Origin of the sequence: Streptomyces sp. NPDC088910, from assembly GCF_044749865.1 — a bacterium.
In the GTDB taxonomy this organism is placed as follows: Bacteria; Actinomycetota; Actinomycetes; order Streptomycetales; family Streptomycetaceae; genus Actinacidiphila.
In genome coordinates this window covers 136,821-152,390 of the sequence record NZ_JBIVIV010000007.1, presented here as the reverse complement: position 1 = coordinate 152,390, position 15,570 = coordinate 136,821, and the positions used below count along the sequence as shown (strand labels likewise).

The following is a 15,570-nucleotide window of genomic DNA, read 5'->3' as shown; positions in this document are numbered from 1 at the left end:
GGTGCACGCACCAGCCAGCATGGAGTCACAGAGAAAAGCAGAGAGGACGGACCGACCATGGCTTACGGCTTCCCGCCCGCCGAGCGCGCGCACGAGCGCGAGCGCGAGCACCGCCTGCCGACGGCGCTGCGCGCGCCGGTCGAGGCACGCGCCTGGCGCGAGTTCGCCTACCTGCTGCTCAATCTGCCGATGTGCATCGTCGGCTTCGTCTGGACCGTGACGATGTTCTCGCTCGGCGCCGGGCTGGTGGTCACCTTCATCGGGCTGCCGGTGCTCGTGCTCGCGCTCGGCGGCTGCCGCGCGATCGGCGCCGTGGAGCGGGCCCGCGCGCGGTCGCTGCTCTGGCTGGACGTGGAGGACCCGCGGCCGGTGCGCGGCAGGAACGGCGGTTTCCTGTCCCGGCTCGGTGCGCAGCTCGGCAGCGGCGTCAACTGGCGGCACGCCGCCTACACCCTGGTCCACTTCCCGTGGGGGATCTTCACCTTCTCCGTCGCCATCAGCTTCTTCACGTACGGCTGGGGCCTGTTGACGTATCCGCTGTGGCGCTGGGTCTTCCCGGTCTACTTCGGGCAGGACGGCCTCCAGATGTACGGCGACGGGCACGGGCACGGCTGGTGGCTGCACACCCCGGCCGACATGCTGCTGTGCGTCGTGGTCGGCGGCGCGCTCGTGCTGAGCAGCCCGTGGGTCTACCGGGGCATGGCGCACGTGGACCGGATTCTGGTGAGCGGTCTGCTCGGGCCTTCGCGGCTGGCGGAGCGGGTCACCGAGCTGGAGTCGGACCGCGGGGTCGTGGTCGACACGGCGGCGGCGGACCTGCGGCGCATCGAGCGCGACCTGCACGACGGCGCGCAGGCGCGGCTGGTGGCGCTGGCGATGGACCTGGGCCTGGCCAAGGAGAAGCTGCTCGAAGATCCGTCGGCCGGGGCCGTGATGGTCGAGGAGGCGCACGGGGAGGTGAAGGTGGCCCTTCAGGAGCTGCGGGATCTGGCGCGGGGCATCCATCCGGCGATCCTCACCGACCGCGGGCTGGACGCGGCCCTGTCGTCGGTCGCGTCGCGCTGCACCGTGCCGGTCGCCGTGACCGTCGATTTGCCGGCGCGGCCGGTGCCGGCCATTGAGGGCATCGCCTATTTCACGGTGTCCGAGCTGCTGCAGAACGTCAGCAAGCACAGTGGCGCTTCGCGCGCGACCGTGGAGGTGTGGCGGGTCGGTGACCGGCTCATGATGCAGGTGTCCGACAACGGGCGCGGGGGCGCCGCCGTGTCCGGTGGGTCCGGGCTCGCCGGGCTCGCCGAGCGGCTCGACTCCGTCGACGGTGTCCTCGCCGTGGCCTCGCCGCCCGGTGGCCCCACCCACATCACCACCGAACTCCCCTGGCGCGTCTAACCCCTCCGGGCCGGCCCCCTTACCCCTCCCCGCGCCCCGCCCCAGGTGCGCAACCCCTGCTACCTCGCCTCCACCCAAGGCGGTCCGCCGCCCCTTCCAGGGCCGCGGGAAACTGCGCGACCAGCCCCCGCCCAAGGCGGTGCGCCGATCTTTTCAGGGGCGCGGGGAACTGCGCGGCCCGCCCCCACCGGGCTTTCAGCCCGAAAACAACCGCGTCTGCCCCACCGGGGCCGGTTCTCAAAGGCGCACCACCGCGCGGGCTGAGCGCGCAGTTCCCCGCGCCCCCAAAAACACGCGGCCGGCCCGCCCAAAACGGCTCGCCCCTCCAGGACCCCGGCCCTGCCTCCGTCCAAGGCGGTCCGCGCGGGCTGAGCGCGCAGTTCCCCGCGCCCCCGGCAAAGGAACCGCACAGGAACCGCACCGGGGCCGCGCCCCTGAGAGATCGGCGTCCCCCCGGCAGGGGGCGGCTAGGTCAGGGTGAGGAGGACTTTGCCGCGGTTGGTGCCGGCCTGGAGGGCCTGATGGGCTTGGAAGGCCGCGGCAAGCGACAACTCGGCGGTGATGTCGAGCCGAATGGCTCCGGAGGCCAGGAGGGAGAGGGCGGCGAGGGCGTGGCCGCGCAGAACGGCCGGGGCGCGGAGCGCGAGGTCGTGGATGGAGTAGCCGGTGAGAGCGCGGTTGCGCTCGGAGAAGGGGAGCACGGGCAGCGTGAGGTCGGGCTGCCGGGCGGCCTCGCCGTAGGCGACCAGACGGCCGAAGGGCGCCAGAAGGGAGAGCCCGGCCAGCCGCGTCCCCCCGCCGATGGGGTCGAGCAGCACGTCGATCTCGGTGCGGGCGGCGGCCAGCTCCTCGGCGAAGGTCTCACGTAGCAGCACCGCGTCGTAGCCGAAACGTTTCGCGTACTCGGCCTTCTCGGCCGTGCGGACCGTCCCGTACACGGCGGCGGCCCCCAGCGCGCGGGCGATCTGCGCGGCGACAGAGCCGACCCCGCCCGCGGCGGCGTGGATGAGGACGGTGTCCCCCGCGGTGAGCCGCGCGGCCCCGGCGAGCACCCCGTACGCGGTGGTGAGGACGAGCGCCGCCCCGCCCCCGTCCCGGAGGGAGATCCCGTCGAGCGGGAAGGCGAAGTCGGCGGGCGCGACCGCGTATTCGGCGTATCCGCCGCCGTCGGGCAGGTAGGCGGCGACGGGGTCGCCGACGGCGAGCCCGGTGACGCCCGCGCCGAGCGCGGCGATCTCGCCGGAGACCTCGAGGCCGGGCACGGCGATCCCGTCCGGCGGACCGTAGTCGCCGAGCCGGTGCAGCACCTCGCCGTGGTTGACGCCCGCGTACGCGACCTGGATCAGCACCTGCCCGGGGCCCGGTTCCGGGACGGGGATTTCCACCGGCCGGAGCACTTCCGGGCCACCGTTGACGTCGAATCCGACCGCGCGCACACGCTCTCCTCTTGCCTGTGAGCCGCTGACGCGCGACCCCCGCCGACCTTCCGGGCGCAACCTTGCCCACCGGAACCGTATTCCCCATCAGCGCGTCGTTGCTGGGATGCTGGGGAAGACAGGGTCGGATGTGGGGGGCTGGAACGGGTGGAGGACAGGGTGCGGGTGGTCATCGCCGAGGATTCGGTGCTGCTTCGGGAGGGACTGACCCGATTGCTGACCGATCGCGGTCACGATGTGGTGGCCGGCGTCGGTGACGCCGAGGCGCTGATCAAGGTCGTACGGGAGCTGGCGGACGAGGGCGCGGCCCCCGACGTGGTGGTGGCGGACGTACGGATGCCGCCGACGCACACCGACGAGGGGGTGCGGGCGGCGGTGCAGCTGCGCCGGGACCACCCCGGCGTGGGCGTGCTGGTGCTGTCGCAGTACGTGGAGGAGCAGTACGCGACCGAGCTGCTGGCGGGCAGCAGCCGCGGGGTGGGGTATCTGCTCAAGGACCGGGTGGCCGAGGTCCGCGAGTTCGTGGACGCGGTGGTGCGGGTCGCCGAGGGCGGCACGGCGCTGGACCCCGAGGTGGTCGCACAGCTCCTGGGCCGCAGCCGCAAGCAGGACGTGCTGGCGGGGCTGACGCCGCGCGAGCGCGAGGTGCTGGGGCTGATGGCGGAGGGCCGGACGAATTCGGCGGTGGCCAAGCAGCTCGTGGTGAGCGACGGCGCGGTGGAGAAGCACGTCAGCAACATCTTCCTGAAGCTGGGCCTGGCGCCGAGTGACGGGGATCACCGTCGTGTCCTGGCGGTGCTCACCTATCTGAACTCCTGATCTGTTGACACTCTGTCTCACAGCAGACGCCTGACGGCGCGGGCCCCACGGGCACCGCGCCGTTACCTGCACATGCCACACACATGTCCGGCAGTCCGCAGGTCGGGGCCGCGCTCCCGCATCCACATTCCGGGACGTACGGGGAAGGCGACCCTTACCGACGTACGATGACCGGTGAGCCGCCGCCTCTAGGGAGGTCCGTTTCAGTGACCAGCCAGGTCAGCAGCAGCAGCCCCGTGCCCACGGAGCAGCCCGCGCATCCGCCGGTGATCGGCGATGTCCTGGGCGAACAGCGCAAACCGGCGAAAGAGACGAAACGCCTCGACCGGGTGATCATCCGGTTCGCCGGTGACTCCGGGGACGGAATGCAGCTCACCGGGGACCGTTTCACCTCGGAGACCGCGTCCTTCGGGAACGATCTCTCGACGCTGCCGAACTTCCCGGCCGAGATCCGGGCCCCCGCAGGCACCCTGCCGGGCGTGTCGTCGTTCCAGCTCCACTTCGCGGACCACGACATCCTCACGCCCGGCGACGCGCCCGACGTGCTGGTCGCGATGAACCCGGCCGCGCTGAAGGCGAACGTCGCCGACCTGCCGCGCGGCGCCGAGATCATCGTCAACACCGACGAGTTCACCAAGCGCGCGATGGCGAAGGTCGGATACGCCGCCAACCCGTTGGACGACGGGTCCCTGGAGGCGTACGCGATCCACCCGGTGCCGCTGACGACGCTCACCGTCGAGGCGCTCAAGGACAGCGGCCTGGCGCGCAAGGACGCCGAACGGGCGAAGAACATGTTCGCGCTCGGCCTGCTGTCGTGGATGTACCACCGGCCGACCGAGGGCACCGAGTCCTTCCTCCGCAGGAAGTTCGCCAAGAAGCCGGACATCGCGGAGGCCAATGTCACGGCCTTCCGCGCGGGCTGGAACTTCGGCGAGACCACCGAGGACTTCGCGGTCAACTACGAGGTGCAGCCCGCCTCCAGCGCCTTCCCCGCGGGCACCTACCGCAACATCTCCGGGAATCTGGCGCTGTCGTACGGCCTGATCGCCGCGAGCAGGCAGAGCGAACTGCCGCTCTTCCTCGGCTCGTACCCGATCACCCCGGCCTCCGACATCCTGCACGAGCTGTCCAAGCACAAGAATTTCGGCGTGCGCACCTTCCAGGCCGAGGACGAGATCGCCGCGATCGGCGCGGCGCTCGGCGCGTCCTTCGGCGGGTCGCTGGCCCTCACCACCACCTCGGGTCCCGGTGTGGCGCTGAAGTCGGAGACGATCGGGCTCGCCGTCAGCCTGGAGCTGCCGCTGCTGATCATCGACATCCAGCGCGGCGGCCCCTCGACCGGACTGCCCACCAAGACCGAGCAGTCCGACCTGCTCCAGGCGATGTACGGGCGCAACGGCGAGGCGCCGGTGCCGATCGTGGCGCCCAGCACCCCGGCGGACTGCTTCGACGCGGCGCTGGAGGCGGCCAGGATCGCGGTCACGTACCGCACCCCGGTCTTCCTGCTCTCCGACGGCTATCTCGCCAACGGCTCGGAGCCGTGGCGGGTCCCCGACGTCCAGGACCTGCCCGACCTGCGGGTGCAATTCGCGACCGGGCCCAACCACACGGCCGAGGACGGCACCGAGGACTTCTGGCCGTATCTGCGCGACCCGGAGACGCTGGCCCGCCCGTGGGCGGTGCCCGGCACGCCCGGCCTCGAACACCGCATCGGCGGCATCGAGAAGCAGGACGGCACCGGCAACATCTCGTACGACCCGGCCAACCACGACTTCATGACCCGCACCCGGCAGGCCAAGGTCGACGGCATCAAGGTGCCCGACCTGATCGTGGACGACCCGGAGGGCGCCGCGCGGACCCTGGTCATCGGCTGGGGTTCGACGTACGGGCCGATCACCGCGGCCGTGCGCCGCATCCGGCGCGAGGGCGGCACGATCGCGCAGGCCCATCTGCGCCATCTCAACCCCTTCCCGGCCAACCTCGGTGAGGTCCTGCGGGCGTACGACAAGGTCGTGGTGCCCGAGATGAACCTCGGCCAGCTCGCCCACCTGCTGCGCGCCAAGTATCTGGTCGACGCCCGTTCGTACACGCAGGTCACCGGGTTGCCGTTCAAGTCGGAACAGCTCGCGAAGGCCCTCGTGGAGGAGAGTGCGAATGATTGAGGCGCTGTCGCTGGTGCCCAAGGCCGAGGCGAAGCAGTCCATGAAGGACTTCAAGTCGGACCAGGAGGTGCGCTGGTGCCCGGGCTGCGGGGACTACGCGATCCTGGCCGCCGTCCAGTCCTTCATGCCGGAGCTGGGCCTGGCCCGCGAGAACGTGGTGTTCGTGTCCGGGATCGGGTGCTCGTCCCGCTTCCCGTACTACATGAACACCTACGGCATGCACTCCATCCACGGCCGCGCCCCGGCCATCGCGACGGGGCTCGCCGCCTCGCGCCGCGACCTGAGCGTGTGGGTCGTCACCGGTGACGGCGACGCGCTCTCCATCGGCGGCAATCACCTGATCCACGCGCTGCGGCGCAATGTGAACCTGAAGATCCTGCTGTTCAACAACCGGATCTACGGGCTCACCAAGGGCCAGTACAGCCCCACCTCCGAGGTCGGCAAGATCACCAAGTCGACGCCGATGGGTTCGCTGGACGCGCCCTTCAACCCGGTGTCGCTGGCGATCGGCGCCGAGGCGTCCTTCGTGGCCCGCACGATCGACTCCGACCGCAAGCACCTCCAGTCGGTGCTGCGGGCGGCGGCCGAGCACGAGGGCACGGCGCTGGTGGAGATCTACCAGAACTGCAACATCTTCAACGACGGCGCCTTCGACGTCCTGAAGGAGCGCGAGACCGCGCAGGACGCCGTGATCCGGCTGGAGCAGGGGCAGCCGATCCGCTTCGGCGCCCCCGCCGAGGACGGACTCGGTTCGAAGGGCGTCGTACGCGACCCGGCGACCGGTGACCTGAAGGTGATCGACGTGACCGTGGAGGGCAGCGCGGGAGTGCTCGTCCACGACGCGCACACCCAGTCCCCGACGACCGCTTTCGCGCTGTCGCGGCTGGCGGACGCCGACACGCTCCACCACACGCCGATCGGTGTGCTGCGGGACGTGACGCGCCCGGTGTACGACACGGAGATGTCGGACCAGCTCGAAAAGGCCGTGGTGCAGCAGGGCAAGGGCGACCTCGCCGGGCTGCTGACCGGGCGGGACACCTGGACCGTCGTCGGCTGAGGCACGGGACCGCACAAGGGCGGGGCGCGCACCCTCATCGGTGCGCGCCCCGCCCTCGTCCGTCTCTCCCGTGCTCACCGCGTGGTCCCGCTGTTGAACAGCGAGCGCGACCAGAGGTACCCGGCCAGGCCGATACCGGCGCACCAGGCGAGCGAGATCCAGGCGTCGTGGCCGATCGCCGAGCCGGTCAGCAGCCCCCGCAGGGTCTCGGTCATCGGCGTGAACGGCTGGTACTCGGCGAACCAGCGCAGACCGGGGGACATCGAGTCGGCCGGTACGAAGGCCGAGCCCAGGAACGGCAGGAACTGGACGAGCAGCGGCTTGTTGCTCGCCGACTCGACCGTCTTGGAGATCAGGCCGAGCGCCGCCGACAGCCAGGTCACCGCGAAGGCGACGGCGGCGAGCAGCCCGGCCGCCGCCAGCCACTCCAGCGGGCTCGCGTCGGGCCGGAAGCCGACCGCGAGCGCCACGCCCATGACCAGCACGAGGCTGGTCATGGTCTGGATGACGCTGCCGACGACATGGCCGGTCATGAACGAGGCCCGCGAGATGTTCATCGTGCGGAAGCGGTTGATGATGCCCTCGGTCATGTCGGTGCAGACCGCGATCGACGTGGACATGGCCCCGGCGGCCACCGCCATGATCAGGATGCCGGGCGTCAGGTACTCCAGGTACACGCTCCGGCCGCCGCCCGCCCCGAGTCCGGCGCCGATCGACCCGCCGAAGGCGTACACGAACAGCAGCAGCATGAGGATGGGCATCGCGGCCGTGCCGAAGCCGACCGCCGGGTAGCGGATCGCGTGCTTCAGATTGCGCCGCAGCATCGTCGTCGAGTCGCGCACGGCGTAGGTGAGGGTGCTGCTCATCGCGAGGTCTCCTTGGGGTGAGGGGCGGAACCGTCGCCGGTCAGGGCGAGGAAGACGTCGTCCAGGTCGGGGGTGTGCACGGAGAAGTCGGCGGTACGCACGCCGGCGGCGTCGAGCCGGTCGAGCAGCGAGCGCAGCGCGTCGAGTCCGGCGTCGCCCGCCACGCGCAGGGCCAGCTCCCCGTCGTCGCGGACCGCGCCGGGGACGGCGGCGGCGGCCCGTTCGTACTGCTCGGGGTCGGTGAACCGCAGGCGTACGTGGCTGCCGGGGATACGCGCCTTCAGCTCGTCGGCGGTGCCCTCGGCGACGATCCGGCCGCCGTCGAGCACGGCGACACGGTCGGCCAACTGGTCGGCCTCCTCCAGGTACTGCGTGGTGAGGAAGACGGTGACGCCGCTCGCGACCAGTGACCGCACGGTGTCCCACATCGTGCGGCGGCTGCGCGGGTCGAGGCCGGTCGTCGGCTCGTCCAGGAAGATCACCTTCGGGTCGCCGACCAGCGTCATGGCCAGGTCCAGGCGGCGCCGCATGCCGCCGGAGAAGAGCGCGGCGCGCTGCTTGGCGACGTCGGCGATGTCGAAGCGGGCCAGCAACTCCTGGGCCCGCGACCGCCCTTCGGCCCTGCCGAGGTGCAGCAGGTCGGCCATGAGGAGCAGGTTCTCCTCGGCGGTGAGCAGGTTGTCGAGCGCGGCGAACTGTCCGGTGACGCCGATCGCGGCGCGGACGCCGTCCGGTGAGCCGGCCACGTCGTGGCCCGCGACCTGGGCGTGGCCGCCGTCGGCGGAGATGAGGGTGGACAGGATCTGCACGGTGGTGGTCTTGCCCGCGCCGTTGGGGCCGAGCAGCGCGAAGACGGTGCCCGCCGGGATGCGCAGGTCGATGCCGTCGAGGACGGTCTTGTCGCCGTAGGACTTGCGCAGGTCGGCGGTGGAGACGGCGGGCGGGCGCGGGTCGGCGCCCCGGGCATTTCTGGGCATGGGCATGACAGAAGAAGGCATGGAGCTCTCCCGTTTCGGGGCGTGGTGAGAGGAGCGGGTGGGGGGTGCGCGGTGAAGGGTGGGCGATCGGCGGTGGGCGATCGGCGGCGCGCGGTGAAGTGGCCCGGTGCGTCGGGCCGTACGTGGCGAGGGGGCGGGCGGGTCAGCCGCGCGCGCGGAGGATCTCGATGTTGCCCCAGTTGGTCCTGGCGCGGACCGAGACGGTGTCCTCGCTCTGGCCGGGGGCCTCGGAGGCGGGGAGCCTGTTGCGCACCTGCCCGTGGCTGGAGCTGACGTCGAGCCACGCGGCGGTGCCCTCGCGGACGCCGACCTCGATGGGGCCGTTGGAGGTCTCCAACTGGACCTCGCCGCGTACGACTTCGGCGACGCGCAGGTGGCCGTTGGACGTGGTGCCGGTGACCGACGCCTCGGCGCGGGCGATGTCGATGCCGCCGTTGGTGCCGCTGACCCGCAGTTCGCCGGTGACGGCGGCGAGGGTCGTGGTGCCGTTGGAGTTCTTCAGCACGGCGGTCCCGTCGACCGTGCCGATCCGCAGACTCCCGGAGCTGGTGGCGATCTCGGCCGGGCCCTCGACCCGGTCCACGGTGACGCTGCCGTGCGACACGGCCAGATTGAGCGGCCCGGTCGTGTCGAACCGCACGTCGCCCACCGAGACCTTCACCCGCACCTCGCCGAGCCTGCCCTCGCCGTGCACCTGCGCCCACGCGCCGGTCACCTCGACCGCCGAGCCCGTGGGCAGTTCGACCGCCACGTCCACGGCGCCCGAAGGCCCGATGAGGCGGCGGCCCTTGGGGGTCCTGATGGTCAACAGGCCGCCGGAGTAGCGCACTTCGGTCTGCTCGGCCGCCTTGACGTCCTGGTCCCGCTTCGGGTCGCGGGGCCGTACCTCCACGAGGGTGTCGAGGCGGTCCTCGGCCGTGAACTGGATCGATCCGGCTTCCACGGTGCTCGTCACCGAGATGGGTTCCGGGGTGTCGAAGGGGGTGAAAGAAGGCATGGTTGTCCCGTCCTCTTGGGTCGTTGTGACGTCTCCGCAGGTGGGAGGCGGTGGGCTTCTCGCGCTTTTCGCGCTTTTCGCGCTTTTCGCGCTTCGCGGCTAGCGGACCCAGCCCTTGAAGCTCTGTCCGACGGTTCTGGTGGTACGGGTCTTCTCCGTCGTACGCGGCTGGCCGCCGCCGTCGCCGACCGCCGCCGAGACGGCTCGCACCAGCCAGGCGTTGACCGACAGGCCCTCCCTGGTCGCGGCCTCCTCGGCCCGCGCCTTGAGGTGGCCCGGCAGTCGCAGATTCACCCTGGCGGTGCTGCTGTCGTCGCCCTCGACCGGTGCGGGCGGCGCCGGGGCCTGCGCCTGCGCCGGGGCCTCCTCCTGCGCGTACGGCCGCGTCACCACGAAGTCCGGGTCCAGGCCCCGGAGCCGCACGTCCACCGAGCCCGGTGCCAGGTCCCGCGTGATCTCGTCCATGGCCGCCGACAGCACATTCAGCATCGTCAACCGCGTCGCCGACTCCAGCGGTGCCGTCAGGCGCTCCGCCAGCTCCCTCGCTTCTTCGCCTCCGGCTTCGGCGGCCACCGCCAGCTCGCGGCGCAGATTCTCGACATACGGCGTCAGGTCCATGACGCCATAGTGGCACCACCCTGGCACCACCCGCAACCCCCTCCCTGACACCACCCTGGCACCACGTGGCACCACCCCCCACCCAAGGGCTTGCTTCCAGGTGCGCGGGGAACTGCGCGACCAGCCACGACCGTGGCACCACCAAAAACCGGCCCACCCCCCGGCGCGTTCACCACACGCAAGGGCCCGTCTTCAGGGGCGCGGGGAACTGCGCGACCAGCCACGACCATGGCACCGCCAAAAAACCGGCCCACCCCCCCGTGCGTTCACGCCACGTAAGGGCCCGTCTTCAGGGGCGCGGGGAACTGCGCGACCAGCCACGACGGTGGCACCGCCAAAAAACCGGCCCCAGTCGGGCAGGCCCGGTTGCGTTCGGGCTGAAAGCCCGGTGGGGGGCGGGCCGGGCAGGGCCCCGGCGAGTCTTAGAGGGTCGGCGAGCCGACCGGGGAGTGGGCGGCGTCGTAGGCGGTGCGGGCGGAGAGGACGGCGGGGACGGCGGCAGCCGTCCAGACGGAGAGGGCGCGGACCTGACCGGCGGCCTCACGGCCGAGAGGGGTGAGGGAGTAGGTGACGTGCGGCGGGATGACGGGCAGAGCCCGGCGAAGGACGAAGCCGTCCCGCTCCAGCGTGCGCAGCGTCTGGGTGAGCATCTTCTCGCTGACCCCGCCGACGGCCCGCCGCAGCTCACTGAAGCGCAGCACCGCCCCGTCGAGCAGCTCGCACAGGACAAGAACCCCCCACCGGGAGGTGACGTGTTCGAGAATGAGCCGCTCGGGGCAACTTACGTCCATGTCGGTACCTTACTTCAAGGTGGGTACTTTCCAAGAGTTAGTGCCCGGCGTACGGTGGAGCCGAAGACACCGGACCACCGCAAACAGGGAGCAAAAAGACATGAGCATCGTCGTCACAGGAGCCACCGGGCACCTCGGCCACCTCGTCATCGACGAGCTGCTCAAGCAGGTCCCGGCCACGGACGTGGCCGCCGTCGTGCGGGACGAGGCCAAGGCCGCCGACCTGGCGGAGCGCGGCGTGGAGCTGCGGATCGCGGACTACAACCACCCCGAGACGCTGAAGGACGCCTTCCACGCGGGCGACAAGGTCCTGCTGATCTCCGGCAGCGAGGTCGGCCGCCGCATCGCGCAGCACAGCGCCGTCGTGGACGCGGCGGCGGCCTCGGGCGTGGCGCTGCTGGCGTACACCGGCATCCTCGGCGGCCCGGACGCCGACCTGAAGCTGGCGGACGAGCACAAGGCGACCGAGACGTACATCCTGGCCTCGGGCCTGCCCTACGTGTTCCTGCGCAACGGCTGGTACAGCGAGGTCCAGACCGAGAATCTGGCCCCGGTCCTGGAGCACGGCGCCGTCATCGGCAACGCGGGCGACGGCCGGGTCGCGAGCGCGGCCCGCGCCGACTACGCCGCCGCGGCCGCCGCCGTCCTGACCGGTGAGGGCCACGAGAACACGGCGTACGAGCTGAGCGGCGACACGGCGTGGAGCTTCGCCGAGTACGCGGCGCTGGTCGCCGAGCTGACCGGCAGGGAGATCACGTACAAGAACGTCCCGGCCGAGACGCGCCAGTCGATCCTCGAAGGCGCGGGCGTCCCGGCGGACTTCGCGGCCATCCTGGTCGACGTGGACCACGCCATCGAGCGCGGCCTGCTCGCGCGCACCAACGGCGAGCTGTCCCGGCTGATCGGCCGCCCCACGACCCCGATCCGCGAGACCCTGGCCGCCACCCTCAAGGACACGCCCAAGGACACGCCCAAGGCGTGACCCCGGCCTGACCCGGCCTGACCCCGGCGGCCTGCACCACCCCCGCACACGACAGAGGTCCCCGGCTGTTCCGGCCGGGGACCTCCCCCGTTCACGCCCCCGCCCCGGAGCGTTGCTTGTCTTCGCGGGACGGCGCGTCCTCGTGAACAGACGGCGGGGCGGCCTCGACGCAGCACCCCGAGGACCCCACCGTGACCACGGCCACCGCACCGCCGCACCCGCGGGACCCGCCGCGCCTGGACATCCAGGGGCTGCGCGCCGTCGCGGTCACCCTCGTCGTCCTCGCGCACGCGGGCGTCGGCGCGGTGGCGGGCGGATACGTCGGCGTCGACGTCTTCTTCGTCGTCTCGGGCTTCCTGATCACCTCGCTGCTGACCCGCGAGTCCCGCGCCACCGGCCGCATATCGGTCAGGGACTTCTACGCCCGCCGCGCGGTGCGCCTGCTGCCCGCCGCGACCCTCGTCGTGCTCGGCACGCTCGCGGGCTGCCGGCTCTTCCTGTCGAAGATCCGCTTCGCGCAGTACGCGGGGGACGCGCTCGGCAGCTCGCTCTACGCCGTCAACTTCCGGCTGGCCGCAGCCGGTACGGACTACCTCGGCGCGAGCGAGCCGCCCTCCCCCTTCCAGCACTTCTGGTCGCTGGCGGTGGAGGAGCAGTTCTATCTGCTCTGGCCGCTGCTGCTCGTCCTGTGCCTGCGGTGGCGCCGCCGCCCCGCGCTCCCTGCGGCCCTGGCCCTCACCGCCCTCTGCGCGGCCTCCTTCGCGCTGAGTCTCGCCCTCACCCGCTCCTCCCCCTCCTGGGCCTACTTCGGCTCCCCCGCCCGCTTCTGGGAGCTGGGCGCGGGCGCGCTGCTCGCCCTGGGCGCGCACCGGCTGGCCATCCGAGCCCCCCTCGCGGCGGCCCTGAGCTGGGCGGGCCTGACCGGCATCGTCGTGGCCGCGCTGACGTACGACGACGCCACGCCCTTCCCCGGCCGTTACGCGCTCCTGCCGGTCGTCGGCACCCTCCTCGTCCTCGCGGGCGGCCGATCCCCCGGCCCCTCCCCGACCTCCGGCCACTCCTCGACCCACGCCCCCGGCCGCTCCCCGACCCGCACCCGCACCCACGCCCACACCCCCTCCCCCGCCCGCTACGGCGCCCGACTCCTGCTCGCCCGGCGGCCGGTCGCCCGGCTCGGCGGCCTCTCCTACGGCTGGTATCTGTGGCACTGGCCCCTGCTGGTCATCGGACCCGCGGCGCTGAACACCGCGCCCTCCACCGGTCTCGCCCTGGTCCTGTGCGCGGTCGCGCTGGCGCTGGCCTGGGCGACGCTGCGGCTGGTGGAGAACCCGATACGGTTCCACGCCGCCTTCCGCCGCCGTCCGGCCCTGGCGCTGCGGCTCGGCGGCGGCCTGTCGGCGGGCGCCGCGGTGGCCGTGCTGACCGCCGCCCACTTCCCGCCCGCGGTCGATTCCGGCAGACCCGCGCCCGACCTGCGGCGGGAGCTGACGGCGGCGCGCGACCCCGCGCTGCGGCTCGGGCAGCTCCTGCGGACCTCGGGTCCGAGCCTGCCGAGCAATCTCACCCCGCCCCTGGCCGAGGTCAAGCCGGTGCGCTCGGCGGTCTACCGGGACGGCTGCCACGCGGGCTACGCGCGTACGAGCACACCCCCGTGCGTCTACGGCGACCCGTCCGCGGCCACCACCGTCGTCCTCTTCGGCGACTCGCACGCCGCCCAGTGGTTCCCCGCGCTCGACCGGCTGGCGCGCGAACGGCACTGGAAACTGGTGTCGTTGACGAAGGCGTCGTGCAACGCCGCGACGGTGACGACCGTTTACCAGGGCGGCCCCGCCGTCTGCGACACCTGGCGCCGCGCGGCGGTCGCCCGGATCGCCGCGCTCCGCCCCGGTCTCGTCCTCGTCTCGTCCTCGGACGCGGGCCGCCCGCTGCACCCGGCCGCCGATCCCGTACAGCAGTGGACGGACGGCTTCCGCGCCACCTTCACCGCGCTCGCGGCCTCGGGCGCGCGGGTCGCCGCCCTGCTCGACACCCCCTGGACCGCCTCCGACGCCGTCGAGTGCGCGGCGGCCCACCCGCTGCGGCTCGGCCACTGCGCGAGCCGGCTGCCCGACGCGCTCCGGGACCCGGCGCGGCAGGGCGCGGTACGGGCGGCGGCGACGGCGGCCGGGGCCGCCGTGATCGACCCCGCGCCCTGGCTGTGCGCCACGGACGGCACCTGCCCGGTGCTCGCGGGCGACACCCTGGTCTACCGCGACGACAGCCACATGTCCGAGACGTACGCCGACGCGCTGGCCCCGGTCCTCGGCCGCCGCCTCACCGCCCTCCTGCCGTAAGGCGGTCCCGCCCGGCCCCGGCCACCGTCCTGTCATGACCGTGGAGCGGAACGGACATGACAGGCCGGGGCGGCTGCCGCTACCGTCGTCACGTCGCGCGCCGACGGCGGATCGTACGGCCGGGGCGGTACGGGAAGGGGTCGGGATGAACGAGCGGCGCGCGGGACTGGTCTACGGCTTCGCGGCCTACGGCATGTGGGGCCTGTTCCCGCTGTTCTGGCCGCTGCTCGAACCGGCGGGAGCGCTGGAGATCCTGGCCCACCGGATGGTGTGGGCGCTGGTGGTGGTCGCCGTGATCCTGCTGGCGATGCGCCGCTGGGCGTGGATATCCGAACTGGTCAGGCAGCCCGGGCGGCTCGGCCTGATCGCCGTCGCCGCCGTCTTCGTCTCCGCCAACTGGGGCCTGTACATCTGGGCCGTCAACGCGGGCCATGTGGTGGAGGCTTCGCTCGGCTACTTCATCAACCCGCTGGTCACCATCGCGCTCGGCGTCCTCGTCCTGCACGAGCGGCTGCGCCCGGTGCAGTGGGCGGCGGTCGGCGTCGGCGCGCTGGCCGTCGTCGTCCTCACCGTCGGATACGGGCGGCTGCCGTGGATCGCCCTCTCGCTCGCCTTCTCCTTCGGCGTCTACGGCCTGGCGAAGAAGCAGATCAACATGGGCGGCCTGGAGTCGCTGGCCGCCGAGACCTCGGTGCAGTTCCTGCCCGCGCTGGTCTTCCTCGTCGTGCTCGGCGCGCGCGGCGACTCGACCTTCACCCACCACGGCCCCGGCCACGCCGCCCTGCTGGCCGCCTGCGGTCTGGTCACGGCGGGGCCGCTGGTCTGTTTCGGCATGGCGGCGACCCGGCTCCCGCTGTCCACCATCGGCCTCATGCAGTATCTGACGCCGGTCTTCCAGTTCCTGATCGGCGTGCTCCACTTCCACGAGGAGATGCCCCCCGAGCGCTGGGCCGGTTTCCTGATGGTGTGGGCGGCGCTCGTCCTGCTCACCTGGGACGCGATCAGGGGCGCACACCGCGGGCGTACGGAAGCGCGCGCGGCGCGCCAGGCCCCGGCGGTCGTGGAGTCCCCGGAGGCGACCGACTCCCCGCTGCCCGGCTGAGCCGAACGGGCGAGCGCCGA

General features: G+C 72.4%; 13 protein-coding genes. 7 read left to right on the top strand and 6 right to left on the bottom strand.

What is annotated here, in order from left to right; all coding sequences use genetic code 11:
• Nucleotides 1-57 precede the first annotated feature (57 nt).
• Nucleotides 58-1,389, top strand: coding sequence for a sensor histidine kinase (locus ACIP4Z_RS17975; protein ID WP_401309116.1), 1,332 nt, complete (start codon nt 58-60; stop codon nt 1,387-1,389).
• A gap of 467 nt (nt 1,390-1,856) precedes the next feature.
• On the opposite strand, the gene ACIP4Z_RS17970 is transcribed toward ACIP4Z_RS17975, so the two are convergent.
• Nucleotides 1,857-2,825, bottom strand: coding sequence for a zinc-binding dehydrogenase (locus tag ACIP4Z_RS17970; protein ID WP_355340360.1), 969 nt, complete (start codon nt 2,823-2,825; stop codon nt 1,857-1,859).
• 159 nt (nt 2,826-2,984) lie between these two features.
• Here ACIP4Z_RS17970 and ACIP4Z_RS17965 point away from each other — a divergent pair, with 159 nt between their 5' ends.
• From ACIP4Z_RS17965 to ACIP4Z_RS17955, 3 genes are all read left to right on the top strand, one after another.
• On the top strand, nt 2,985-3,644 hold the full coding sequence (locus ACIP4Z_RS17965; protein WP_355340363.1) for a response regulator transcription factor: 660 nt from the start codon (nt 2,985-2,987) through the stop codon (nt 3,642-3,644).
• Nucleotides 3,645-3,850: 206 nt separating this feature from the next.
• A complete protein-coding gene (locus ACIP4Z_RS17960) occupies nt 3,851-5,806 on the top strand; it encodes a 2-oxoacid:acceptor oxidoreductase subunit alpha (RefSeq protein ID WP_391050402.1) in 1,956 nt (651 codons plus the stop codon).
• Nucleotides 5,799-6,863 carry a 2-oxoacid:ferredoxin oxidoreductase subunit beta gene (locus tag ACIP4Z_RS17955; RefSeq protein WP_355340369.1) on the top strand — a complete coding sequence of 355 codons (1,065 nt, stop codon included), beginning with the start codon at nt 5,799-5,801 and terminating at the stop codon, nt 6,861-6,863. Before ACIP4Z_RS17960 ends, ACIP4Z_RS17955 begins: the two co-directional genes overlap by 8 nt.
• A gap of 74 nt (nt 6,864-6,937) precedes the next feature.
• On the opposite strand, the gene ACIP4Z_RS17950 is transcribed toward ACIP4Z_RS17955, so the two are convergent.
• From ACIP4Z_RS17950 to ACIP4Z_RS17930, 5 genes are all read right to left on the bottom strand, one after another.
• A complete protein-coding gene (locus ACIP4Z_RS17950; RefSeq protein WP_355340372.1) occupies nt 6,938-7,729 on the bottom strand; it encodes an ABC transporter permease in 792 nt (263 codons plus the stop codon).
• Nucleotides 7,726-8,712, bottom strand: coding sequence for an ATP-binding cassette domain-containing protein (locus ACIP4Z_RS17945; protein WP_401309499.1), 987 nt, complete (start codon nt 8,710-8,712; stop codon nt 7,726-7,728). The genes ACIP4Z_RS17950 and ACIP4Z_RS17945 overlap by 4 nt, the downstream gene beginning before the upstream one ends.
• A 157-nt stretch (nt 8,713-8,869) precedes the next feature.
• A complete protein-coding gene (locus tag ACIP4Z_RS17940) occupies nt 8,870-9,724 on the bottom strand; it encodes a DUF4097 family beta strand repeat-containing protein (protein ID WP_355340375.1) in 855 nt (284 codons plus the stop codon).
• A gap of 99 nt (nt 9,725-9,823) precedes the next feature.
• Nucleotides 9,824-10,342: a toxin-antitoxin system HicB family antitoxin gene (locus tag ACIP4Z_RS17935; RefSeq protein WP_401309109.1), complete on the bottom strand. Its 519-nt coding sequence runs from the start codon at nt 10,340-10,342 to the stop codon at nt 9,824-9,826.
• Nucleotides 10,343-10,764: 422 nt separating this feature from the next.
• Nucleotides 10,765-11,133, bottom strand: coding sequence for a winged helix-turn-helix transcriptional regulator (locus ACIP4Z_RS17930; protein ID WP_391050399.1), 369 nt, complete (start codon nt 11,131-11,133; stop codon nt 10,765-10,767).
• Between the two features lie 100 nt (nt 11,134-11,233).
• Between ACIP4Z_RS17930 and ACIP4Z_RS17925 the strand changes: the two genes are divergently transcribed.
• From ACIP4Z_RS17925 to rarD, 3 genes are all read left to right on the top strand, one after another.
• Nucleotides 11,234-12,115 carry an NAD(P)H-binding protein gene (locus ACIP4Z_RS17925; RefSeq protein ID WP_355340384.1) on the top strand — a complete coding sequence of 294 codons (882 nt, stop codon included), beginning with the start codon at nt 11,234-11,236 and terminating at the stop codon, nt 12,113-12,115.
• A 191-nt stretch (nt 12,116-12,306) separates the two neighbouring features.
• Nucleotides 12,307-14,448, top strand: a complete 2,142-nt coding sequence (locus tag ACIP4Z_RS17920) for an acyltransferase family protein (protein ID WP_401309105.1) — start codon at nt 12,307-12,309, stop codon at nt 14,446-14,448.
• 145 nt (nt 14,449-14,593) lie between these two features.
• Nucleotides 14,594-15,550 carry an EamA family transporter RarD gene (gene rarD / locus ACIP4Z_RS17915; protein ID WP_401309102.1) on the top strand — a complete coding sequence of 319 codons (957 nt, stop codon included), beginning with the start codon at nt 14,594-14,596 and terminating at the stop codon, nt 15,548-15,550.
• The last annotated feature ends 20 nt before the right edge of the window (nt 15,551-15,570 follow it).